The 23354-nt window shown below is 54.6% G+C and carries 29 protein-coding genes; 15 read left to right on the plus strand and 14 right to left on the minus strand.

Going from position 1 to position 23354, the window contains the following annotated elements; translation table 11 throughout:
- The first annotated feature begins 1 nt into the window (after position 1).
- On the plus strand, positions 2–664 hold the full coding sequence (gene pmrA, locus L3069_RS19950; protein ID WP_038416790.1) for a two-component system response regulator PmrA: 663 nt from the start codon (positions 2–4) through the stop codon (positions 662–664).
- The gene (pmrB, locus tag L3069_RS19955; protein WP_038416791.1) at positions 661–1704 is read left to right on the plus strand and encodes a two-component system sensor histidine kinase PmrB; all 1044 of its coding nucleotides are present in this window, start codon (positions 661–663) and stop codon (positions 1702–1704) included. Before pmrA ends, pmrB begins: the two co-directional genes overlap by 4 nt.
- Positions 1705–1737: 33 nt before the next feature.
- On the opposite strand, the gene cgtA is transcribed toward pmrB, so the two are convergent.
- From cgtA to rplU, 4 genes are all read right to left on the minus strand, one after another.
- Positions 1738–2913, minus strand: a complete 1176-nt coding sequence (cgtA, locus tag L3069_RS19960; protein ID WP_003861823.1) for an Obg family GTPase CgtA — start codon at positions 2911–2913, stop codon at positions 1738–1740.
- A 15-nt stretch (positions 2914–2928) separates the two neighbouring features.
- Positions 2929–3894, minus strand: coding sequence for a DMT family transporter (locus L3069_RS19965; RefSeq protein ID WP_003861826.1), 966 nt, complete (start codon positions 3892–3894; stop codon positions 2929–2931).
- 95 nt (positions 3895–3989) lie between these two features.
- Positions 3990–4247, minus strand: a complete 258-nt coding sequence (rpmA, locus tag L3069_RS19970) for a 50S ribosomal protein L27 (RefSeq protein ID WP_003861831.1) — start codon at positions 4245–4247, stop codon at positions 3990–3992.
- A 19-nt stretch (positions 4248–4266) separates the two neighbouring features.
- On the minus strand, positions 4267–4578 hold the full coding sequence (gene rplU / locus L3069_RS19975) for a 50S ribosomal protein L21 (protein ID WP_003025032.1): 312 nt from the start codon (positions 4576–4578) through the stop codon (positions 4267–4269).
- A gap of 257 nt (positions 4579–4835) precedes the next feature.
- Between rplU and ispB the strand changes: the two genes are divergently transcribed.
- Positions 4836–5807, plus strand: a complete 972-nt coding sequence (gene ispB / locus L3069_RS19980; protein WP_006812126.1) for an octaprenyl diphosphate synthase — start codon at positions 4836–4838, stop codon at positions 5805–5807.
- A gap of 229 nt (positions 5808–6036) precedes the next feature.
- A complete protein-coding gene (gene sfsB, locus L3069_RS19985) occupies positions 6037–6324 on the plus strand; it encodes a DNA-binding transcriptional regulator SfsB (RefSeq protein ID WP_022649524.1) in 288 nt (95 codons plus the stop codon).
- A gap of 63 nt (positions 6325–6387) precedes the next feature.
- Here the strand turns inward: sfsB and murA are convergent, their stop codons facing one another.
- The 7 genes from murA to mlaF form a co-directional block, all read right to left on the minus strand.
- Entirely contained in the window at positions 6388–7647 is a 1260-nt protein-coding gene (gene murA / locus L3069_RS19990) for a UDP-N-acetylglucosamine 1-carboxyvinyltransferase (RefSeq protein WP_006812128.1), read from the minus strand.
- 50 nt (positions 7648–7697) lie between these two features.
- Positions 7698–7952 carry a BolA family iron metabolism protein IbaG gene (gene ibaG / locus L3069_RS19995; protein ID WP_003861840.1) on the minus strand — a complete coding sequence of 85 codons (255 nt, stop codon included), beginning with the start codon at positions 7950–7952 and terminating at the stop codon, positions 7698–7700.
- 126 nt (positions 7953–8078) lie between these two features.
- Positions 8079–8372, minus strand: a complete 294-nt coding sequence (mlaB, locus tag L3069_RS20000) for a lipid asymmetry maintenance protein MlaB (protein WP_022649525.1) — start codon at positions 8370–8372, stop codon at positions 8079–8081.
- Entirely contained in the window at positions 8372–9007 is a 636-nt protein-coding gene (mlaC, locus tag L3069_RS20005) for a phospholipid-binding protein MlaC (RefSeq protein WP_006812130.1), read from the minus strand. Before mlaC ends, mlaB begins: the two co-directional genes overlap by 1 nt.
- Before the next feature lie 18 nt (positions 9008–9025).
- Positions 9026–9574: an outer membrane lipid asymmetry maintenance protein MlaD gene (gene mlaD / locus L3069_RS20010; RefSeq protein ID WP_022649526.1), complete on the minus strand. Its 549-nt coding sequence runs from the start codon at positions 9572–9574 to the stop codon at positions 9026–9028.
- A 4-nt stretch (positions 9575–9578) separates the two neighbouring features.
- The gene (mlaE, locus tag L3069_RS20015; RefSeq protein WP_003861848.1) at positions 9579–10361 is read right to left on the minus strand and encodes a lipid asymmetry maintenance ABC transporter permease subunit MlaE; all 783 of its coding nucleotides are present in this window, start codon (positions 10359–10361) and stop codon (positions 9579–9581) included.
- A gap of 7 nt (positions 10362–10368) precedes the next feature.
- Positions 10369–11181 carry a phospholipid ABC transporter ATP-binding protein MlaF gene (mlaF, locus tag L3069_RS20020; protein WP_022649527.1) on the minus strand — a complete coding sequence of 271 codons (813 nt, stop codon included), beginning with the start codon at positions 11179–11181 and terminating at the stop codon, positions 10369–10371.
- 227 nt (positions 11182–11408) lie between these two features.
- Here mlaF and L3069_RS20025 point away from each other — a divergent pair, with 227 nt between their 5' ends.
- The 11 genes from L3069_RS20025 to npr all read left to right on the plus strand — a co-directional run bounded on the left by L3069_RS20025 (position 11409) and on the right by npr (position 19328).
- Positions 11409–12386: a calcium/sodium antiporter gene (locus L3069_RS20025; protein WP_003861852.1), complete on the plus strand. Its 978-nt coding sequence runs from the start codon at positions 11409–11411 to the stop codon at positions 12384–12386.
- Between the two features lie 13 nt (positions 12387–12399).
- Complete coding sequence (kdsD, locus tag L3069_RS20030; protein ID WP_003861853.1) at positions 12400–13386, plus strand: arabinose-5-phosphate isomerase KdsD; 987 nt, start codon at positions 12400–12402, stop codon at positions 13384–13386.
- A gap of 14 nt (positions 13387–13400) precedes the next feature.
- A complete protein-coding gene (gene kdsC, locus L3069_RS20035; protein ID WP_017382729.1) occupies positions 13401–13967 on the plus strand; it encodes a 3-deoxy-manno-octulosonate-8-phosphatase KdsC in 567 nt (188 codons plus the stop codon).
- Positions 13964–14539, plus strand: coding sequence for an LPS export ABC transporter periplasmic protein LptC (lptC, locus tag L3069_RS20040; RefSeq protein ID WP_022649529.1), 576 nt, complete (start codon positions 13964–13966; stop codon positions 14537–14539). The genes kdsC and lptC overlap by 4 nt, the downstream gene beginning before the upstream one ends.
- Entirely contained in the window at positions 14508–15062 is a 555-nt protein-coding gene (gene lptA, locus L3069_RS20045; RefSeq protein ID WP_006812136.1) for a lipopolysaccharide ABC transporter substrate-binding protein LptA, read from the plus strand. Before lptC ends, lptA begins: the two co-directional genes overlap by 32 nt.
- Positions 15063–15068: 6 nt before the next feature.
- Positions 15069–15794 (plus strand): LPS export ABC transporter ATP-binding protein, encoded by a 726-nt coding sequence (gene lptB, locus L3069_RS20050; protein WP_003861862.1) that lies wholly within the window; start codon positions 15069–15071, stop codon positions 15792–15794.
- A 47-nt stretch (positions 15795–15841) separates the two neighbouring features.
- Positions 15842–17275 carry an RNA polymerase factor sigma-54 gene (rpoN, locus tag L3069_RS20055; protein ID WP_038416793.1) on the plus strand — a complete coding sequence of 478 codons (1434 nt, stop codon included), beginning with the start codon at positions 15842–15844 and terminating at the stop codon, positions 17273–17275.
- A 22-nt stretch (positions 17276–17297) separates the two neighbouring features.
- A complete protein-coding gene (hpf, locus tag L3069_RS20060) occupies positions 17298–17585 on the plus strand; it encodes a ribosome hibernation promoting factor (RefSeq protein ID WP_014171818.1) in 288 nt (95 codons plus the stop codon).
- A gap of 82 nt (positions 17586–17667) precedes the next feature.
- Entirely contained in the window at positions 17668–18159 is a 492-nt protein-coding gene (ptsN, locus tag L3069_RS20065) for a PTS IIA-like nitrogen regulatory protein PtsN (RefSeq protein ID WP_003861869.1), read from the plus strand.
- Positions 18160–18204: 45 nt separating this feature from the next.
- Positions 18205–19059, plus strand: coding sequence for an RNase adapter RapZ (gene rapZ, locus L3069_RS20070; protein ID WP_003861870.1), 855 nt, complete (start codon positions 18205–18207; stop codon positions 19057–19059).
- Positions 19056–19328, plus strand: a complete 273-nt coding sequence (gene npr, locus L3069_RS20075; RefSeq protein WP_003861872.1) for a PTS phosphocarrier protein NPr — start codon at positions 19056–19058, stop codon at positions 19326–19328. The genes rapZ and npr overlap by 4 nt, the downstream gene beginning before the upstream one ends.
- A 39-nt stretch (positions 19329–19367) precedes the next feature.
- Here npr and mtgA read toward each other — a convergent pair whose 3' ends face one another.
- From mtgA to arcB, 3 genes are all read right to left on the minus strand, one after another.
- A complete protein-coding gene (gene mtgA / locus L3069_RS20080; RefSeq protein ID WP_023298721.1) occupies positions 19368–20093 on the minus strand; it encodes a monofunctional biosynthetic peptidoglycan transglycosylase in 726 nt (241 codons plus the stop codon).
- The gene (gene elbB / locus L3069_RS20085) at positions 20090–20743 is read right to left on the minus strand and encodes an isoprenoid biosynthesis glyoxalase ElbB (RefSeq protein ID WP_038416794.1); all 654 of its coding nucleotides are present in this window, start codon (positions 20741–20743) and stop codon (positions 20090–20092) included. Before elbB ends, mtgA begins: the two co-directional genes overlap by 4 nt.
- A gap of 232 nt (positions 20744–20975) precedes the next feature.
- The gene (gene arcB, locus L3069_RS20090) at positions 20976–23309 is read right to left on the minus strand and encodes an aerobic respiration two-component sensor histidine kinase ArcB (RefSeq protein WP_038416795.1); all 2334 of its coding nucleotides are present in this window, start codon (positions 23307–23309) and stop codon (positions 20976–20978) included.
- Positions 23310–23354 lie beyond the last annotated feature (45 nt).

A 23354-nucleotide genomic window follows, 5' to 3' on the forward strand; every position in this document is an offset into this window, starting at 1 on the left:
AATGAAACTACTGATAGTTGAAGACGATCTGTTATTACAGGAAGGGTTAGCGCTGGCGCTGGGGAATGAGGGCTACGCCCTGGATTGTGCCGACACGGCGGCTGAAGCAGATGCCTTGATCCAGAGCGGAGAATACAGCCTTGTGATCCTGGATTTGGGACTGCCGGATAAAGACGGCGCGACGCTGCTCTGCCAGTGGCGTCGTCGCGGAGTGGAGAATCCCGTATTGATTCTCACCGCCCGCGATGCCATTGAAGACAGAATTAACGGGCTGGATTCTGGCGCTGACGATTATCTGGTAAAACCCTTCGCCCTTGCCGAGCTACAGGCTCGCGTACGGGCGTTGATCCGCCGCTATCAGGGCCACAGCGACAACATGCTGACGGACGGGGATATCACCCTCAATCTGCAAACTCAGCAGGTGCTGCGCCAGTCTCAGCCTGTGGAAGTGACCCCAAAAGAGTTCGCTCTGCTGACGCGTCTGATCATGCGCAGCGGGCAGACCGTGCACCGTGAAACGCTGCAACAGGACATCTACTCCTGGCAGGACGATCCAGGATCAAACACGCTTGAAGTTCACATTCATAATCTGCGCCGCAAGCTCGGTAAAGATCGCATCAAAACCGTACGTGGCGTGGGTTACCGTCTGGAGAGCCAGAAATGAACAGTATGCGCCGGCGATTAATGGTGTTGCTGGCGGTTATACTGCTATTTTTTCAACTGGTTAGCGTAGTCTGGCTGTGGCATGAGAGCCGCGAGCAAATCGGTTTTCTGGTGAATGAAACGTTGTCTGCGAAAGCGCGCAACAACCATGTCGAAAAAGAGATCCGCGAAGCCATTGCCTCCCTGCTGGTCCCTTCTCTGGTGATGGTCGGTTTTACCCTGCTCTTCTCATTCTGGGCCGTCACCTGGATCACCCGACCACTCAACAAACTTCGCGTCAGCCTTGCGAACCGTTCGGCGGATAATCTGACTCCCCTGCCGATGTATTCTGATATGGAAGAGATAGGCGCTGTGACCACATCGCTCAATCAACTCCTCGCCCGGCTGGATCACACTATTCAACAGGAACGCCTGTTTACCGCCGATGCGGCACACGAGTTACGTACGCCGCTTGCGGGGATCAGGCTCCATCTGGAACTGATGGCTCAGTCCGGTTCCCCGCAGGCCACACCACTGATAAACCGGATCGATCAGTTGATGCACACGGTGGAACAGCTGCTGATGCTGGCGCGTGCCGGACAGGCGATGGCCAGCGGCCATTACGATACCGTGAACTGGACTGAGACGATCATTGCTCCGCTTAGCCTGGAGCATGAAGCCAAAGAGCATACGGTGATATGGCCGGCCCACAGCGCGCTGACGGTTCAGGGGGACGCCGTCCTGTTACGTCTGATGCTAAGGAACCTTCTGGAGAATGCCGCCCGCTACAGCCCGGCAGGCACAACCATTGAAGTGGCATTAACAGCGACGGAGAGCGGTACCCGGGTGAGCGTTATCGATCAGGGGCCGGGTATTGATGAGGCACACCGCCAGTCGATCACCGAACCTTTCCGACGTCTCGACCAGCGCTACGGCGGCAGCGGCCTTGGGCTGAGCATCGTACAGCGTATCGTACAGCTCCATCATGGCAATTTAACGCTGGAGAACGGCGATGAGGGCGGCCTCATCGCCAGCTGTTGGTTACCGGCGAAAATAGGATAAAAAAAAGCCCCGTTAAGGGGCTTTATACTGAGGTTAGTGCTTGTAGATGAACTCGACGCCTTCTTCGTCGTCTTCATCCCAGTCATCGTCCCAGTCTTCATCATCTTCTTCCGCTTCCAGCTCTTCGAGCTGCTGGCGGTGGTAGTCATCCCACATGAATTCAACTTTTTCAGGCTGTTTTGCCTCTTCTGCCTGAACAACCGGATTCTCGATGATAAAGGTCATCACATCCCAGCAGAGATCTTTCACGCCAACCTGGCTGGCGGCAGAGATCAGGTAGTACTTATCTTCCCAACCCATCGCTTCGGCAATCGCTTTAGCTTTCGCTTCAGCTTCCGCTTTATCCATCAGGTCGATCTTGTTAAATACCAGCCAGCGCGGTTTTTGCGCCAGTTTTTCACTGTATTTCTCCAGCTCACCGATAATGATACGGGCGTTTTCAACCGGATCGGAACCGTCGATTGGATCGATGTCGATGAGGTGCAACAGTACGCGACAACGCTCAAGGTGCTTCAGGAAGCGAATCCCCAGACCGGCGCCTTCTGCTGCCCCTTCAATCAGACCCGGGATGTCAGCGACCACGAAGCTCTTCTCGTTATCCATACGGACAACGCCCAGGCTCGGTACCAGCGTCGTAAACGGATAATCTGCCACTTTTGGTTTCGCCGCAGAGACCGCACGGATAAACGTCGATTTACCGGCGTTTGGCATACCCAGCATCCCCACATCCGCCAGCAGCATCAGTTCCAGTTGCAGGTCGCGCTTATCACCCGGGGTACCCATGGTTTTCTGACGCGGGGTACGGTTAACGGAAGATTTGAAACGGCTGTTACCCAGACCGTGCCAGCCGCCTTTCGCCACCATCAGGCGCTGACCGTGTTTTGTCATATCACCCATGGTTTCGCCCGTGCCCTGATCGATGACACGCGTACCTACCGGCACTTTGATCGTCACGTCTTTACCGCGTTTACCGGTACAGTCGCGGCTCTGGCCATTCTGCCCACGTTCGGCGCGGAAAGATTTTTCGAAACGGTAGTCGATCAGCGTGTTGAGGTTTTCATCCGCCTCCAGCCACACGTCGCCACCGTCCCCACCGTCCCCACCGTCAGGACCGCCACGAGGAATATATTTTTCACGGCGGAAGCTTACACAACCGTTACCGCCATCACCTGCCACGACCAGAATCGTCGCTTCATCAACAAACTTCATTTTACTCTCCGTAACTCATTCGCCTGAGCGGGGGACTATTACAACCGCTTCATTTTTGCGCCAACGCCCCCAGAGACGATGACCAATGGCGGAATACATCGCGCCCGCAACCACGACAAACGCACCGAGATAACCCAACAGGTTGAGCATCGGCTTGACGAAGACATCGGGCCAGGCCATTGATAACAAATCTGAAAATAACAGCGTAAACAGCGGGGTAAGCGTGATTAAGGCGCTCACCTGTGCTGCCTGCCAGCGCGCCATGGCTTCAGCCAGTGCGCCATAACCGACCAGCGTGTTCAGCCCACAAAAAATGAGGCACGCCAGTTGCCAGTCGCTGAGCTGGGTAATCACCCCCGGCTTAGCTAACGGCAATAATGCCAGTGTACACAAAGTGTACAGCAAAAAGAGGATCTGCTGTGAGGCAAGTCGACGCAATAACACCTTTTGCGCGACGCCATAACTCACCCAGACCGTTGCTGCGCCCACCCCAAAAATGACACCCCAGGTGTAATCCGTCAGGCGGGTAAAAATCTCGATCAGACTGGTGTTAAAGAACATCACCAGACCGCAAAGCAGCATGCTTGCCCCGATGATCTGCGTACCGCGCATCTTCTCCTTGAGGATGAATACGCTGGCGACCATCATGCCGACCGGTGATAGCTGACCAATCACCTGCGACGCTGTAGGGCTAAGATATTGCAGGGAAGAGCTGAACAGAATGAAGTTACCGAACAGACCGCCCGTCGCGATAGCCAGTAACACCAGCCAGCGCGGTTTTCGGAAGATGCGCAGCGGTGGCAGCTTACCTTTGACGGCCAGAATGGCGCCCAGGCCTATACTTGCCATCAGGAAGCGATAAAACACCACCGTGGGCGGTTCCATCACTTCCAGTACCTGCTTCATTGCAATTGGCAGTGCACCCCAGCACATCGCGGTAGTGAGCGCCAAAAGAATACCAATGCCGGCCTGCTGCTTCATGCCCGTTTTCCCTACAGAAAATTTTCCGGGTTTCCAATGTAAAAAGCCCCGCAACACGTTGCGGGGCTTTAATCCGTTACCGGACCGAGAAAACCTTACTCAGCAACGATGCTGATGTATTTACGGTTGTTCGGGCCTTTAACTTCAAATTTCACTTTACCGTCTGCTTTAGCAAACAGAGTGTGGTCACGACCGCAACCTACGTTGGTACCCGCGTGGAACTTGGTGCCACGCTGACGAACGATGATGCTACCCGCCAGAACGGATTCGCCACCGAAACGCTTAACGCCCAGGCGTTTAGCTTCTGAATCGCGACCGTTACGTGTGGAGCCGCCAGCCTTTTTATGTGCCATTTAAATCTCTCCTCAGGTCTTAGGCGCTGATGCCAGTAATTTTCACATCAGTGAACCACTGACGGTGGCCCTGCTGCTTACGATAGTGTTTACGACGACGAAACTTAACGATTTTAACTTTCTCGCCACGACCGTGAGCAACAACTTCAGCTTTGATAACGCCGCCATCAACGAAAGGAACGCCGATTTTGACTTCTTCACCGTTTGCGATCATCAGAACTTCAGCGAACTCAACAGATTCGCCAGTTGCGATGTCCAGCTTTTCCAGGCGAACGGTCTGACCTTCGCTTACTCGGTGTTGTTTACCACCACTTTGGAAAACCGCGTACATATAAACTCCGCTTCCGCGCACATCCTCGTATGATTCAGAGTGCGCTATAAATATTCACAATAGGGCGCGAATATTACGCAAAACGCGAGCCTTTGACAAGTGCTACCATCAATACATGAAGAAAAAAAACACAACACGTACGGTAACGTTTATCTGAGCCATTTTTTCAGTACAATCAGCAATACTATTTATAAACCGAAACCCTTTGTGTACCCATCTCGTGTGGGATAAACAGGATAAAAAGCCCGGCTTTTGCGATGAATTTAGAAAAAATCAATGAGTTAACCGCGCAAGATATGGCGGGTGTGAATGCAGCAATCCTGGAGCAACTCAACTCTGACGTTCAGCTGATCAATCAGTTGGGCTATTACATCGTCAGCGGCGGCGGTAAACGTATTCGTCCGATGATTGCTATTCTGGCCGCACGCGCGGTTGGCTATCAAGGAAATGCCCACGTCACGATCGCGGCGCTGATCGAATTTATCCACACCGCCACCCTGCTTCATGACGATGTTGTGGATGAATCAGACATGCGTCGTGGCAAAGCCACCGCCAATGCCGCGTTTGGTAATGCGGCAAGCGTTCTGGTAGGGGATTTTATCTATACCCGAGCCTTCCAGATGATGACCAGCCTTGGCTCGCTGAAGGTGCTGGAAGTGATGTCAGAAGCCGTAAACGTTATCGCTGAAGGCGAAGTCCTACAGTTGATGAACGTCAACGACCCGGATATCACCGAAGAAAACTATATGCGGGTGATTTACAGCAAGACCGCACGTCTGTTTGAAGCCGCCGCGCAGTGCTCCGGCATTCTGGCAGGCTGTAGCGAAGCTCAGGAAAAAGGGCTTCAGGACTACGGCCGTTACCTCGGCACCGCGTTCCAGCTGATTGATGATTTGCTGGACTACAGCGCGGATGGCGAAACGCTCGGTAAAAACGTTGGCGATGACCTGAACGAAGGGAAGCCAACGCTGCCGCTGCTCCACGCGATGCGCAATGGCACACCAGAGCAGGCGAAAATGATCCGGGAGGCTATCGAGCAGGGAAATGGTCGCCATCTTCTGGAACCGGTACTGGAAACAATGGCCATCTGTGGTTCCCTTGAATGGACGCGTCAGCGTGCTGAAGAAGAAGCAGACAAAGCCATCGCCGCAATTCAGGTCATTCCCGACAGCCCATGGCGTGATGCGCTAATCGGCCTCGCGCACATCGCCGTCCAGCGCGACCGTTAATCCTCTCCTCATCTCCCTGCGATCTCGTAGGGAGGTTCCAGTACGCACCAATAAATTACATTTACGCGTAAGCTCATCAGGTTACAGGCCGTATGTATAAAGCCGTGCCTTATTCTGAATATTGCTTCTCGTAACATGAACTTTTTAGAACAGATGTTCGAAGTGAGTATAGTAATGCTGTCTTTTCACACGAAACGACGTGGACGATAACGAACACAAGGACAGCATTATGGATACAAAATTCATCGACTGGCATTCTGCTGACATTATTGCGGCACTGCGTAAAAAAGGGACATCGCTGGCTGCCGAATCACGTCGTCATGGGCTGAGCTCGTCGACGCTGGCAAACGCCCTGACCCGCCCATGGCCGAAGGGGGAACTGATTATTGCGACGGCGCTGGATACGCATCCGTGGGTGATATGGCCGTCACGCTATCACGATCCCATTACCCATGAATTTATCGACAGAACGCGCATGATGCGCCAGAGCAAAGCGAAGAAAGCACATCAGGACTGATGCACCCGGATTTACAGGAACAGCAATCCCCCGGCCTGTTCTGGCAGGGGGGTGCCGGAACGATTACTCGCCCTTCACACGCTCGATATTCGCACCCAGCGCGCGCAGTTTGTCTTCAATACGCTCGTAACCACGATCGATGTGGTAGATACGATCGACAACGGTAGTCCCTTCTGCAATACAACCTGCCAGTACGAGGCTCGCAGACGCGCGCAGATCGGTCGCCATCACCTGCGCACCGGACAGTTTTTCAACGCCGTGGCAAATGACCGTGTTGCTTTCAATCTCAGCATGCGCACCCATACGGATCAGTTCAGGTACGTGCATGAAACGGTTTTCGAAGATAGTTTCCGTGATGAAGCCTGTGCCTTCGGCCACCAGGTTCAACAGGGTGAACTGTGCCTGCATATCCGTCGGGAATGCCGGATGTGGCGCAGTGCGCACGTTAACGGCTTTAGGACGCTGCCCGTGCATATCGAGGCTGATCCAGTCTTCACCAATTTCAATGTCCGCACCCGCATCGCGCAGTTTCGCCAGCACCGCATCCAGGGTATCCGGTTGTGCGTTACGACAAACAATCTTACCGCCAGAAATGGCAGCCGCTACCAGGAAAGTACCGGTTTCGATACGGTCTGGCAGTACGCGGTACACACCACCACCCAGACGTTCAACGCCTTCGATGGTGATACGGTCTGTGCCCTGCCCGCTGATCTTCGCCCCCAGCGCGACCAGGAAGTTCGCGGTATCCACGATTTCCGGCTCTCGGGCGGCGTTTTCGATGATGGTAGTGCCTTCTGCCAGCGTAGCAGCCGACATGATGGTTACCGTTGCGCCCACGCTCACTTTGTCCATGACAATGTGCGCGCCTTTCAGGCGACCATTGACGGACGCTTTAACGTACCCCTCTTCCAGCTTGATCTCCGCGCCCAGCTTTTCCAGACCGAAGATATGCAGGTCGACTGGACGGGCACCGATAGCGCATCCGCCCGGCAGTGAAACCTGTCCCTGACCGAAACGCGCAACCAGCGGGCCAAGCGCCCAGATGGAAGCACGCATGGTTTTCACCAGCTCATACGGCGCTGAGAAGTTGTTCACGTTGCTGGCATCGATCCAGACGGAACCGTTACGCTCCACTTTGGTGCCCAACTGGCCGAGCAACTTCATGGTCGTGTCGATATCTTTCAGCTTCGGTACGTTCTGGATCTCTACCGGCTCTTCTGCGAGCAGCGCAGCGAAAAGAATGGGCAGCGCGGCGTTTTTAGCGCCAGAAATTGTGACTTCGCCCTGGAGACGCGTGGGTCCCTGTACACGAAATTTATCCATCGTTTGCTCTCTTATAAATTCAACCGTGCTGCGGGCGCTTCGCCCTCAGCTCAAAAACCGTTTAGTTTGCGATCGCGTGCCCACTCCTGTGGGGTGAACGCTTTAATCGACAGGGCGTGGATGCGGTTATCCGCAATGTATTCCATCAGCGGCGCGTACACAGCCTGCTGTTTCTTCACGCGACTCATTCCGTCGAACATCTCACCCACAGCAATAACCTGGAAGTGACTGCCATCGCCAGAGACGTGGGCTTCCTGAAGGGAGAGTGCATTCATCAGCACTGTCTGGATTTCATTATTTTCCATGGGGTCTACATCATCTGATAGTGAAAACAAGCTCAACATCTTAGAGCAAAGTGGCGCGGTCTTAAACAAGCAAAAAGCCCCGACGCGTAAACTGTCGGGGCTTTCGGAAGTAACGTACTGAAAAAGTTAGCGAGGTAATACGTCTTCAGGCAAATTGTAAAGCTGTGCAAGGGTTACGACATTATCGCTTACCCCCGTCAGGGTGACGCTACTCCCCTGCTTTTTGCCCGTGGCCACCAGGTGCGCCAGCAGGGCGATACCGGCGGTATCTACCCGCGTGACGCCATGGAGATCAATCAACGTCACGCCCTGCATCGCGTTATGGCGAGCGTCCCACAGCGGGTTAAGCAGATCCTGATCCAGCTCTCCCGTCAGCGTCAACGTCTCGCCGTCACGCGCCCAGCTAAGCTGCTGTGACATTACTTCTTCTCGTCCAGGGTAATTTTCTGACGAGAGATGGACTGAAGCTGAGCCGTCAGGCCATCGATGCCTTTGGTGCGCAGCAGATCGCTCCACTCGTTCTGTTTAGTGGTGATCATGCTGACGCCTTCAGCGATCATGTCGTACGCCTGCCAGTTTCCGGTCTGGCTGTTTTTACGCCACTGGAAGTCCAGGCGTACCGGTGGACGACCGTTTGGATCGATAATCGTCACGCGGATAGGAATGATGGTGGCATCGCCCAGCGGCTGTTCAGGGGCAATCTGATAGGTCTGCCCGTGGTACATCGCCAGCGCCTGGCCGTAAGCCTGTTTCAGGTATTCACGGAACGCCGCAAAGTAAGCCTCGCGCTGCGCCGGGGTCGCGTCTTTGTAGTAACGGCCCAGCACCAGTGCGCCCGCGTACTTGATCTGCACATACGGCAGCAGCTCCTGATCCACCACATCGCGCAGATAATCAGGGTTAGAACGGATTTTGGGCTGTTCGTTTTTAAGACGGTCGAAGGTTTTCTTCGCGGCCTCATCCATCAGTTTGTACGGGTTACTCTGATCCGCAGCGTGCGCCGCGGTTAGAGGGGCAATGACCAGCATGGCAACCATTAACAGTCGTTTAAACATGAATGACTTCTCCTGAAATTAATTCGTCGCGCCTGGCGTCGGTTCGACGTTGGTGTGGTCTTCACTCTGCGCAGGGGCATCGTCAGACTTTTTATCATCCCCTTTACTGTTGTAAAGGAACTGACCAATCATATCTTCCAGCACCATCGCTGACTTGGTATCCTGGATTACGCTACCGTCTTTAAGGATAGACGTTCCCAGCTCAGGATCTTCAAAACCAACGTTAAGGGCCAGATATTGCTCCCCCAGCAGGCCAGAGGTGCGGATAGAGAGCGAGCTGGTGTCCGGAATGTGGTTATAGCGTTCTTCGATATCCATTGCGACGCGCGGCAGATAGGTTTTCTCATCAAGCGTAATGTCAGCGACACGTCCAATAACGACGCCACCAATACGGACCGGTGAGCGCGCCTTCAGGCCGCCGATATTATCGAAAGTCGCGTAGACGCGATACGTCGGCTCGGTGCGAACAGAGGTGATGTCCGCCGCGCGCAGGCAGATAAACAGCGCGGCCAGCAGCGCCAGAAGCAAAAACACGCCAACCCAAATTTCATTTTTTCTCGTTTGCATGAACTCAATTCCCAAACATCAGTGCGGTGAGCACAAAATCCAGACCTAAAACGGCCAGCGACGAATGTACGACAGTACGCGTCGTTGCACGGCTAATGCCCGCCGACGTCGGAATGGCATCGTAACCATTAAACAACGCAATCCAGGTAACCGTCACAGCGAAAACCACGCTCTTGATCAGACAGTTCACCAGATCCATCCGCAGATCGATGGCGTCCTGCATGGCAGACCAGAAGAACCCGGCATCAATGCCTTTCCAGTTGACGCCAACCAGCGCGCCTCCCCAGATACCTACCGCCACAAAGAGGATAGTCAGTAACGGCAAGGAGATAACCCCGGCCCAGAAGCGCGGCGAGATCACCCGGCGCAGCGGATCGACCGCCATCATCTCCATACTGGAGAGCTGCTCTGTGGCGCGCATCAGGCCAATTTCAGCCGTCAGCGCTGATCCGGCACGCCCGGCGAACAGCAGCGCTGCTACAACCGGCCCGAGTTCACGCAGCAGCGAGAGCGCCACCAGCATGCCAAGGCTGGTTTCCGCGCTGTAGGTTGTCAGCACCAGATACCCCTGCAACCCTAGCACCATGCCAATAAACAGACCCGACACGATGATGATAAGCATCGACAGCACGCCGACGTTATAAAGCTGCCGCACCAGTAACGGCGCATGCTTGCGGAACTCCGGTTTGCCAACCAGCGCGTTGAACAACATTAATCCGGCACGCCCGAACGTACTGATGGTTTTTAGGCCACGGTGTCCAAGACCCGCCAACGCATTTAACAGCATGAGTGGATTAACTCCCTATTCCCAGTAAATCGTCATGATAGTCGCCCGCCGGATAGCGGAAAGGCACCGGCCCATCTGCGATACCGTCCAGGAACTGCCGCACGCGCGGATCGCCATTCTCCTGCAACGCCTGAGCGCTGCCGTGGGCGACGATCTTTTTGTCAGCCACAATATAGGCGTAATCAGCAATACTCAGCACTTCCGGCACGTCGTGGGAAACCACCACGCAGGTGACGCCAAGGGCGCTGTTCAGCTCCGAGATTAACTTCACCAGCACGCCCATGGTGATAGGGTCCTGCCCAACGAACGGTTCATCGAACATGATTAAATCGGGTTCCAGGGCAATAGCACGCGCCAGCGCGGCGCGGCGCGCCATCCCACCCGAGAGTTCGGACGGCATAAGTTTCGCAGCCCCCCGCAACCCCACGGCTTCGAGCTTCATCATCACCGTGCTGTGCAACAGCGCAGGAGGAAGATGGGTGTGCTCACGCAGCGGATAGGCCACGTTGTCAAATACGTTCATATCGGTGAACAGCGCACCCGACTGAAAGAGCATGCTCATCCGTTTGCGAACCGTGTAGAGGCGCGAGCGAGACATCTCCGGGACGTTTTCACCGTCGAAGAGAATTTCGCCGCTATCAGGGGGGATTTGCCCGCCGATAAGACGCAGCAACGTCGTTTTACCGATCCCTGACGGCCCCATGATGGCGGTGATTTTACCGCGCGGCACGGTCAGCGAAATATCATCAAATATCACCCGGTTGCCGCGAGAAAAACTGACGCCCCGGACATCGACTATATTCGCCATCGTTTGGCTCATTTATGGTTCCTTACTTACCTTGCTTCACTGCTGGCATGAAGCGTAAATCAGCCCTAAACCCCGCATTTTTACAGAATATTCACTATTGGGGTTAGCGAAAGCTGGCATTTGTTTTACTTTTCCGGCGCATAAAGTCAAAATTAGGAATTCGTCACGTCTCAGACTTCATCTGGCGCTAAAATTCGTGCGCAGTGGACCAGCGAGTATACCTGAAGAAAGGACTTTTGATGCTTTTAGCAACAGCACTGTTAATAATTGGTTTACTGTTGGTGGTCTACAGTGCTGACCGTTTGGTCTTTGCCGCATCCATTCTCTGTCGACTCATTGGCATGCCGCCCATCATTATTGGGATGACGGTGGTCAGTGTAGGCACATCGCTTCCTGAAATCATCGTTTCTGTTTCAGCCTCGTTGCATGGCCAGGTCGACCTCGCTATTGGCACTGCGATTGGCTCTAACATCGTCAATATCTTGCTGATTTTAGGCTTAGCCGCATTACTGCATCCATTTCGCGTACATTCCGATGTTTTGCGTCGTGAATTGCCGCTAATGTTAGTCGTCAGTCTGCTGGCAGGCTATGTGCTTTATGACGGGGTGCTGAGCGTCGGTGACGGTATATTCCTGCTCGCCCTGGCCGTGATCTGGTTGCTTTACAGCGTGAAGATCGCACGTCTGGCGGAAAAACAGGGTAATGATAGCCTCACGCGTGAGCATCTCGCCGAGCTGCCACGGGAAGGGACCTTACCCGTCGCCCTGCTGTGGCTGGGCGTCGCGCTGATCATAATGCCAATGGCCACGCGGATGGTGGTCGATAACGCGACGGTGCTGGCGAACGCGTTTGCGATGAGCGAACTGACAATCGGTCTGACGGTCATCGCCATCGGCACCAGCCTGCCAGAGCTGGCTACCGCCATCGCCGGGGCGCGTAAAGGGGAAGATGATATCGCCATCGGCAATATCATTGGCTCGAATATTTTCAATATCGCGATCGTGACGGGGCTGCCGGCATTAATCTCACCGGGGCCGTTTAACCCTATGGTCTTCACGCGCGATTACGGTGTGATGCTACTGGTCAGCGTAATTTTCGCCCTGCTCTGCTGGCGGCGAAAAGAGCAGATCGGCAAAGGCGCGGGCGCGCTGCTGACGGGTGGATTTATCGTATGGCTGGCGATGCTGTACTGGCTCTCGCCACTTCTCTCTGGGTAAACGGAAACGCATTATGTCGCAAATAGAATTGCAGCCGGGTTTTGACTTTCAGAAAGCAGGCAAAGACGTTCTGGAGATTGAACGTGAAGGTCTGGCGCAGTTAGATCAGTACATTAATCAGGATTTTAGTCTGGCCTGTGAGAAGATGTTCTACTGCGCCGGTAAAGTCGTGGTGATGGGGATGGGCAAATCCGGCCATATCGGGCGCAAAATGGCGGCGACCTTTGCCAGTACCGGCACGTCGTCATTCTTCGTTCATCCCGGTGAAGCCGCGCACGGTGACCTCGGCATGGTTACGCCGCAGGACGTGGTTATTGCGCTGTCCAACTCCGGGGAATCGAATGAAATCCTGGCGTTGATCCCGGTGCTGAAGCGTCTGCACGTACCGCTGATTTGCATGACCAGCCGCCCGGAAAGCAGCATGGCGCGTGCGGCAGATATTCACCTGTGCGTGAAGGTGCCTAAAGAAGCCTGCCCGCTGGGGCTGGCGCCGACCTCCAGCACAACCGCCGCGCTGGTGATGGGCGATGCCCTTGCCGTTGCGCTGCTGGAAGCCCGCGGTTTTACGCCAGAAGATTTCGCCCTGTCTCACCCCGGCGGCGCGCTCGGGCGCAAACTGCTGCTGCGGGTCAACGATATTATGCACACCGGGGATGAGATCCCGCACGTCAGCAAAGAGGCCTCTTTGCGCGACGCGTTACTGGAGATCACCCGTAAAAACCTGGGCATGACGGTTATCTGCGACGATCTGATGAAGATTCAGGGCATTTTCACCGACGGCGACCTGCGCCGGGTATTCGATATGGGTGTGGATGTCCGAACGCTGGGCATCGCTGATGTAATGACACCAGGCGGGATCCGCGTCCGTCCGGGCACGCTGGCGGTAGATGTACTGAACCTGATGCAGTCCCGTCATATTACCTCAGTGATGGTTGCCGATGGCGACCAACTGCTGGGTGTGGTACATATGCATGATCTGCTGCGCGCTGGCGTAGTGTAATGAAGGATAAGACAATGAGTAATGCGGGTGCATCCCTTGCAACCTGTTATGGCCCGGTGAGCGCCCACATGATGGCAAAGGCGGAAAATATCCGCCTGCTGATCCTCGATGTGGATGGTGTGCTCTCCGACGGTCTGATTTATATGGGCAATAACGGCGAAGAGCTGAAAGCCTTTAACGTTCGCGACGGTTACGGTATCCGCTGTGCGCTCACGTCCGGTATTGAAGTTGCAATCATCACCGGGCGGAAAGCTAAACTGGTAGAAGATCGGTGTGAAACGCTGGGCATTACCCATCTCTATCAGGGGCAGTCTGATAAGATGGTAGCCTTCCGGGATCTGTTGGGAAAACTGGCCATTGCACCAGAGAATGTGGCATACGTCGGGGATGATTTGATCGACTGGCCAGTCATGGCGGAGGTGGGTCTGAGCATCGCCGTGGCTGACGCGCACCCGCTGCTGATCCCGCGTGCTGATTATGTTACCCATATTCACGGTGGCCGCGGCGCCGTCCGTGAAGTCTGCGATCTGCTTCTGCTGGCGCAGGGCAAGCTTGATGAGGCGAAAGGGCAATCGATATGAGTAAAACCAGACGTTGGGTTATCATTCTGCTTGCGCTTGTCGCCCTGGTACTGATTGGCGTAAACCTCGCTGACCGCGAAGATACGCAAGCGGAAGTGGTTAACACGAGCGACCCGACCTATAAAAGCGATCACAGCGACACCGTGGTCTATAGCCCGGAAGGCGCGCTGAACTATCGCCTCGTTGCTCAGCATGTAGAATATTTTTCAGATGACGGTACTTCGTGGTTTACCCAACCGGTCATGACCACCTTTGATACGGACAAAGTGCCGACGTGGTCTATCAAGTCTGACCGGGCAAAACTGACAAATGACCGTATGCTTTACCTGTATGGTCACGTTGAAGTCAACGCCCTGACCGCTGACGCGCAACTGCGAAAAATTACGACGGATAACGCCCAGATCAACCTGGTCACCCAGGATGTCACGTCGCAGGATTTAGTCACCCTGTATGGCACAACATTTAATTCCAGCGGTTTAAGAATGCGCGGGAACTTACGCAGCAAAAACGCCGAGCTGATTGAAAAGGTTAGAACCTCCTATGAAATTCAAAACAAACAAACTCAGCCTTAAAGTTGTTATCGCCAGCGCGCTGCTGGCGGCCAGTCTTCCCGCGCTTGCTGTGACTGGCGACACCGAACAGCCGATTCATATTGAATCCGATACCCAGTCTCTGGATATGCAGGGTAACGTCGTCACCTTTACCGGCAACGTGGTCATGACCCAGGGCACCATCAAAATCAACGCCGACAAAGTGGTCGTTACCCGACCGGGCGGCGAGCAGGGCAAAGAGATTATCGATGGTTATGGCAACCCGGCCACCTTCTACCAGATGCAGGACAACGGCAAGCCGGTGAAAGGCCATGCCTCGCATATGCACTATGAACTGGCGAAGGATCTGGTCATCCTGACCGGTAATGCTTACCTGGAACAGCTGGACAGCAATATCAAAGGCGACAAGATCACTTATCTGGTGAAAGAGCAGAAAATGCAGGCCTCCAGTGAAAAAGGCAAACGCGTCACGACCGTTCTTGTGCCTTCGCAATTGCAGGACAAGAACAACGGCCAGGCTCCGGCACAGAAAAAGAGTAACTAATTCGTTATGGCAACTTTAACTGCAAAAAACCTCGCGAAAGCGTATAAGGGCCGCCGCGTCGTCGAAGATGTCAGTCTGACCGTCAACTCCGGCGAAATCGTGGGTTTGCTTGGCCCTAACGGGGCGGGTAAAACCACGACTTTCTACATGGTGGTGGGCATCGTCCCGCGTGACGCCGGCAACATCATCATCGATGATGAAGATATCAGTCTGCTGCCACTGCATGCCCGCGCGCGTCGTGGCATCGGCTATCTGCCGCAGGAAGCCTCCATCTTCCGCCGCTTAAGCGTGTTCGACAACCTGATGGCCGTGCTCCAGATCCGTGACGATCTGACCAGCGAGCAGCGCACTGACCGTGCGAACGAGCTGATGGAAGAGTTTCATATCGAACATCTGCGTGACAGCCTCGGTCAGGCGCTGTCCGGTGGTGAACGCCGCCGCGTTGAGATTGCGCGCGCGCTGGCAGCAAACCCGAAATTTATCCTGCTGGATGAACCGTTTGCGGGCGTTGACCCCATCTCCGTTATCGATATCAAACGTATTATTGAGCACCTGCGCGACAGCGGGCTTGGCGTACTGATCACGGACCACAACGTTCGCGAAACGCTGGCCGTGTGTGAGCGCGCCTACATAGTGAGCCAGGGCCATCTGATTGCCCACGGTACGCCGCAGCAAATCCTCGAAGATGAGCATGTTAAGCGCGTGTACCTTGGGGAAGACTTCAGACTCTGATAGGGTAGAGGTTAAGTCACGCCGAACCGGAGAAAAACGCTCTGAACATGAAGCAAGGTTTGCAATTACGGCTCAGCCAGCAACTGGCCATGACGCCGCAGCTACAACAGGCAATCCGTCTGTTGCAGCTGTCCACGTTAGAACTCCAGCAGGAGCTCCAGCAGGCGCTGGACAGCAATCCGCTGCTGGAGCAAACCGATCTTCATGACGAGATAGACGCTCAGCAGACGCAGGACACAGAAACGCTCGACTCCGTAGATGCGCTCGAACAGAAAGAGATGCCGGAGGAACTGCCGCTGGATGCCAGCTGGGATGAAATCTACACCGCGGGTACCCCTTCCGGGACGCGTGCAGATTACCAGGACGATGAACTCCCGGTCTACCAGGGCGAAACTACCCAGTCGCTTCAGGACTACCTGATGTGGCAGGTGGAGCTGACGCCTTTCTCCGATACCGATCGCGCCATTGCCACCTCGATTGTCGATGCCGTTGACGACACGGGCTATTTGACCGTGACGCTGGACGAGATTCTGGAAAGCATCGGCGATGACGAGATTGAACTGGAAGAGATCGAAGCCGTCCTGAAACGCGTTCAGCGTTTCGACCCGATTGGCGTCGCCGCGAAAGATCTGCGCGACTGCCTTCTGATCCAGCTTTCGCAGTTTGCCAAAGAGACACCGTGGATTGACGAAGCCCGGCTCATCATCAGCGAGCATCTGGATTTGCTGGCAAATCACGACTTCCGCACCCTGATGCGCGTCACGCGCCTCAAAGAAGAGGTGCTGAAGGAAGCGGTGAATCTGATCCAGTCACTCGATCCGCGTCCGGGGCAATCTATCCAGACCAGCGAACCGGAATACGTTATTCCTGATGTGCTGGTGAGAAAACACAATGGCCGCTGGGTCGTTGAACTGAACGCCGACAGCATTCCTCGCCTGCAAATCAACCAGCAATACGCCTCCATGTGCACCAGCGCCCGTAACGACGCTGATAATCAATACATTCGCAGCAACCTTCAGGAAGCACGCTGGTTGATTAAGAGTCTGGAAAGCCGTAATGACACGCTGCTGCGCGTCAGCCGCTGTATTGTCGAACAGCAGCAGGCATTCTTTGAGCAGGGCGAAGAGTTTATGAAACCGATGGTGCTGGCGGACATCGCCCAGGCCGTCGAGATGCATGAATCAACCATTTCCCGCGTGACCACGCAGAAGTATCTGCACAGCCCACGCGGTATTTTTGAGCTTAAGTATTTCTTCTCCAGCCACGTGAACACCGAAGGCGGCGGCGAAGCCTCGTCAACGGCTATTCGCGCCCTGGTGAAGAAGTTGATCGCCGCGGAGAACCCCGCGAAGCCACTCAGTGACAGTAAGTTAACCACCATGCTGTCCGATCAGGGTATTATGGTGGCACGCCGTACTGTCGCGAAGTATCGAGAGTCTTTATCCATTCCGCCGTCTAACCAGCGTAAACAACTGGTTTGACACAACCGATAAGGAAGACACTATGCAGCTCAATATCACCGGACATAACGTCGAAATTACTGAGGCTTTACGCGATTTTGTAAACGCTAAGTTCGCGAAACTCGAGCAGTATTTCGAGAGGATCAACCAGGTCTATGTTGTGTTGAAAGTGGAGAAAGTGACGCATATCTCGGATGCGACCCTGCACGTCAACGGAGGGGAACTTCATGCCAGTGCGGAAGGGCAAGACATGTACGCGGCTATCGACGGCTTGATTGATAAGCTTGCGAGACAGCTCAATAAACATAAAGATAAACTGAAACAACACTAATTGTCCGGGCAGTTAACGGGTGCAGGACGGCCTGTTGTGAAACACAACAGGCCATTTGTACAGTTAGCGCTTAGGTGAAATTATGATAAACAACGATTCCGCTCTTCAACTGAGCAATGTCCTTAACCAGGATTGTACCCGCAGTGGCGTTCACTGCCAGAGCAAAAAACGTGCGCTGGAAATCATCAGTGAGCTGGCCGCAAAACAGCTGGGTCTGCCGCCGCAGATCGTGTTTGAAGCCATTCTGACCCGTGAAAAAATGGGCAGTACCGGCATCGGCAATGGCATTGCGATCCCGCATGGCAAGCTGGAAGAAGATACGCTGCGTGCCGTGGGGGTGTTTGTGCAACTGGAAACGCCTATCGCTTTTGACGCCATCGATAACCAGCCTGTGGATCTGCTCTTCGCGCTGCTGGTTCCTGCCGATCAGACCAAAACCCACCTGCACACGCTGTCGCTGGTTGCCAAACGTCTGGCGGATAAAACCATTTGTCGTCGACTGCGCTCAGCTCAAAGTGATGAAGAGCTTTATCAAATTATCACTGAAGCAGAAGGCAATCAGGATGAGGCATAATCGGGAAAGGGCCTTCAGAACGGCTGCCCTGAGGAGAAACGGAACATGGTGCTGATGATCGTCAGCGGTCGTTCGGGGTCCGGGAAGTCCGTGGCCCTGCGCGCGCTGGAAGACATGGGATTTTACTGCGTAGATAACCTGCCGGTAGTGCTGTTACCCGATCTGGCGCGGACGCTGGCGGACAGGCAAATCTCTGCCGCCGTCAGTATTGACGTGCGTAACATGCCGGAATCGCCGGAAATCTTCGAGCAGGCAATGAACAGTCTGCCGGAGTGCTTCTCGCCTCAGCTCTTGTTCCTGGACGCTGACCGCAACACGCTGATCCGCCGTTACAGCGATACACGTCGTTTGCATCCGCTCTCAAGTAAAAATCTTTCGCTGGAAAGCGCCATCGATAAAGAGAGCGATCTGCTTGAGCCGCTGCGTTCCCGGGCCGACCTGATTGTCGACACCTCAGAAATGTCCGTCCACGAGCTGGCGGAAATGCTGCGTACTCGCTTACTCGGCAAGCGCGAGCGCGAACTGACGATGGTGTTTGAATCCTTCGGCTTTAAGCACGGTATCCCTATCGATGCGGATTACGTTTTTGATGTGCGTTTCCTGCCGAACCCACACTGGGATCCGAAACTGCGTCCGATGACCGGTCTGGATAAGCCGGTGGCGGCGTTCCTCGACCGACACACAGAAGTACACAATTTTATCTACCAGACGCGAAGCTACCTTGAGCTATGGTTACCTATGCTGGAGACAAACAATCGTAGCTACCTGACGGTGGCGATTGGCTGTACCGGCGGTAAACATCGTTCGGTCTACATTGCCGAACAGCTGGCCGATTACTTCCGCTCACGCGGGAAGAACGTTCAGTCCCGTCATCGCACGCTGGAAAAACGTAAAACATGACCGTAAAACAGACCGTCGAAATCACCAATAAGCTGGGCATGCATGCGCGCCCGGCGATGAAGCTGTTTGAACTGATGCAGGGTTTTGATGCTGAGGTGCTGCTGCGCAACGATGAGGGAACCGAGGCAGAAGCCAACAGCGTGATTGCGCTGCTGATGCTGGATTCTGCCAAAGGCCGCCAGATTGAAGTTGAAGCCACCGGCCCGCAGGAAGAAGAAGCGCTGGCGGCAGTGATTGCCCTGTTTAACGCCGGGTTTGACGAAGATTAACGTTCGCCACGTCGGCGGGTAGCGCTGCGCTTACCCGCTTTACATAAGATTATTTCGCTCCATAAAGCCTTCCCCACCCAGCTGACGCATCTGGCGCATAATCCACGCCTGGCGGCTTCGCACGTAGCCTGACGGCGCGCTGGCCTTAAAACGCAGCGGGTTCGGCAGCACGGCGGCAAGCAGTGCCGCTTCGGACATAGTCAGCCTGCTGGCGGGCTTGCCAAAATAGCGCTGCGATGCCGCTTCGACGCCAAACACGCCGTCACCAAACTCCGCGATATTCAGGTAGACGGTCAAAATGCGTTTTTTGCTCCACACCGTCTCGACGCCCAGCGTCAGCCCGGCCTCCAGCCCTTTTCTCACCCAGCTGCGACCGTCCCATAAGAACAGGTTTTTTACCGTCTGCTGGGAAAGCGTCGACGCACCGCGGACGCGGTTTTCATGACGTTCATTATGATCCAGCGCCTTCTCGATAGCCGCCACGTCAAAACCCCAGTGCTCCGGGAATTTCTGATCTTCTGCCGCAATGACCGCCAGCCCCATCCACGGGGAGATTTCGTCCATGCCGACCCAGTCTGAGTGGGCAACATAGCCAAAATCACCCGAGAGCCAGGCGCTAATCTGCCGCTCTGCCATCACGGCCGAGAACGGGACGGGCAGGATGCTGAACAGCGCAATGCCTCCGCCCCAAAAAACGGCCAGGACCAGCACAATACGCAGCAGGATCCGTTTTAACCACCCGCCAGGGGATAATTTACGGCTCATTCGGTAAGAACCAGCACTCTGTCCACCAGCTTTTCAATGCCTGCAGCAGCCTCGGCAATGTTCTGCGCCAGCATATACGCCGGCGTGGTGACGATTTTATTGTCCTCATCCACCACAATGTCGTCTACCGGGCATGGCACGTGTTCGCCGCCCATATCTTCGACAATTTCAGCAGTATCAATGTCGGTTCCGATCGTGAGCCGCAGCGGGAAATCAAAAATTTTCGGCAGCATGGCTGGCGCAATGCAGATAAAGCCCTGCGGCTTACCCGCCGCATGCATCGCCAGCGATAGCGCTTTCAAATCGGGCTCGACCTGACACGCCGCGCCTTGCGTTGCAAACGTGCTCAGGTTTTTCGCCGCGCCAAAGCCGCCCGGCACGATGAGCGCATCTAGCTCAGCCGCATCGGCCTGTACCAGCGGATGAATATCCCCGCGCACAATACGCGCCGCTTCAATCAGCACGTTACGGCTTTCCGCCATTGGCTCGCCGGTAAGATGATTAACCACGTCTGCCTGCGTTTTATCCGGAGCGAAGCAGATAACGTCGGCCCCCTGGCGCGATAATGCCAGCAGCGTTAATACGGTTTCATGTATCTCTGAACCATCGTAAACGCCACATCCGCTCAGCACGACACCCACTTTCTTCATTCTGACGATCCTTCTATGCAACTCGCTGAAGCACATTAAAAATTCTGATTAAAACGCTATGCTTCACACATTTCACTGATTCATGTAACAAACTGTTTAAGATTTGCTATCTTATCTGCGTGCGGCCTTAATTTTCAGGCGGCGTCCATGCGAAAACAACCCATAAAAATCAGGCGCAGCCACGATTTCCCTGGTGTTGGCGCAGTATTCGCGCACCCCGGTATAGCCGGGGTCATTTTTTTCGGGATTCTACCCAGGCTTTCAGCACTGCCACATCGTTTTGCCACTCTTGTTTCATCTCTTCAACCCAATCACCTACGTTATCTTCCCAGGCAGGTAAATCAGGCGACTGAATCTGTTGGCCCAATTGCTGGAGATGGCGTAACCCGACTGAACCAGCTGCGCCTTTGATTTTATGTCCCTCTTCGACGATGCCCTTCTGGTCACGCGCCGTCAGGTTGGATTCGAGCACGTTCAGATAGCCCGGCATCATTTTTTCGAACACGGCCAGGCCATCGGTGATCAGTTTGGGTCCCACCAGATCGATATACTGCTCCAGCATGGCGGTATCCAGTATCGTTTGGGTTTTGGCGCTATCAACAGACGTCATGGTGCTCTCCTCTTCATCACAGGTATCCCAGAACTTCTTGATCATCGCCGTCAGGGCAGGTACTGCCAGCGGCTTGCTGAGCACATCGTCCATACCGGCCTCGAGGTACTCTTTTTTATCTTTCAACACGTTTGCGGTCAACGCAACCAGAGGCGGCAGCTCGTCAGGAGCATATTTGTGCGTCAGCTCGCGGGAGATATCCAGCCCGGTCATGTCCGGTAGCTGAATATCGAGCAGCACCAGGTCGTACTCGCCCGGCGTGAACATCTCCAGCGCGGCTTTGCCGGTCATCGCGACATCCACGCTGTTACCGAGTTTTTCCAGTACCGACCGGGCGACAATGACGTTCAGCTCAATATCTTCAACCAGCAGGACGTGCAGGGCTGGAAGCGGCATATCGTCGTTCTCAAACGTATCTTCCACTTCTTCAGCAACAGCAGGGGCGTGGACGGTAAGCGTAAAGGTGGAGCCTTTACCCGGCTGGCTGGCAACGGTGATATCCCCACCCATACTTTTCGCCAGACGTTTCGACACCGCCAGGCCAATGCCCGTGCCGGTCGCCGGTTTACCGCCGTGGCTGTCTTTAACCTGATAATACATGGCGAAGATCTTATCCTGCTCATCCTGAGGAATGCCGATACCCGAGTCCTCAACTTCAAAGTGCAGCATGTCCCCCTCATCATAGCGAATGCGCACCGCAACCTGTCCCTTCTGGGTAAACTTCACGGCGTTGCTGATGAGATTCCACAGGATCTGACGCAGACGCGTGCCGTCCGTCACCACTTTATGCGGCAGCGGCAGCGTCGGCTCCATCACGAAGCTCAATCCTTTCTGCTGGGCCTGCAAACCTGACAGGTTCTCCAGGTCTGCGAGGAAGCCGGTAAAATCAACCGGCTGGTTGTCGAGCTGAACTTTACGGCGCTCCATCTTATCCATGTCGATAATATCATTGAAGATATTGCCCAGCGTGACCGCCGAAACGTGGATCGTTTTGAGGTATTTTTCCTGCTCGCTGGTCAGGTCGGTATCCAGCAGAATACGGCTCAGCCCCACGATACCGTTTAGCGGCGTACGAAGCTCATGGCTGATGGTGGAGATGAAGGTGGTCTTGTCACGACTGGCGCGCTCCAGCGCATCCTGATATCGCTTACGCTCGGTGATATCACGGCCAAAGCCCATCAGACCATGACGTTTACCCACCCAATCGTAATAAGGCACTTTGCGGATCTCAAAGCAGGCCTTGCGCCCGTCGGGGTAGTCCAGCCACTGCTCATAGGTCAACGAGACGTTATGACGGAACACCTTTTCATCCGTCTCCATCACTTTTGCCGCCGCCTCTTCGGAATAGACATCCTGAGGTTTCAGGTGTATCAGCTGCTTTTCGCTTTTCCCGGTCAACAATTCCATGGCCCGGTTACAGCCGGAGAACTCTTTATCTTCATTACGGTAGAACACCAGATCCGGCGACGCATCGAGGAACGAGCGCAGGAAAGAGGATTGCTGTTCAAGCTGGATCTGCGTGACCTCACGCTCTTTCATCTCAATTTTCAGCTGCTCCAGCGTGGTCTGACGCTCGGCTTCCGCCTTCTCACGGTCTGAAATTTCCTGATTCAGCTGGGCAATGTTGTCCTTGAGCTGAACGTTGAGTTTAAGATCGCGCTCGCGCATCTCTTCCAGCTTATCCACCAGTTTCGATAAACGCTGTCGGGACTCTTCCAACTGCTCAACCACCACGGAGAGGAAATAGACCGCCCATGGGGTGATCAGCAGGCCAAAGAAAATAGAGCGGATCACGTCGATGCTCTCGACCTGACCATGCAGAACCATGGTCACGGCCATTTGCACGACGATGGCCAGAACGACCAGCGCCAGCGCCAGCAGCATGGAAAAACGCACCAGCCCGAGCTTCATCATCAGGTCGACGTAGTACTGGGCCAGCATTCGAATTTGCTTCATAGAGGATCCCTTCACGACTTTATCGCTCAATAATACTCAAATTCA

This window comes from Enterobacter cloacae complex sp. ECL411, assembly GCF_021869665.1.
Classification (GTDB): domain Bacteria; phylum Pseudomonadota; class Gammaproteobacteria; order Enterobacterales; family Enterobacteriaceae; genus Enterobacter; species Enterobacter intestinihominis.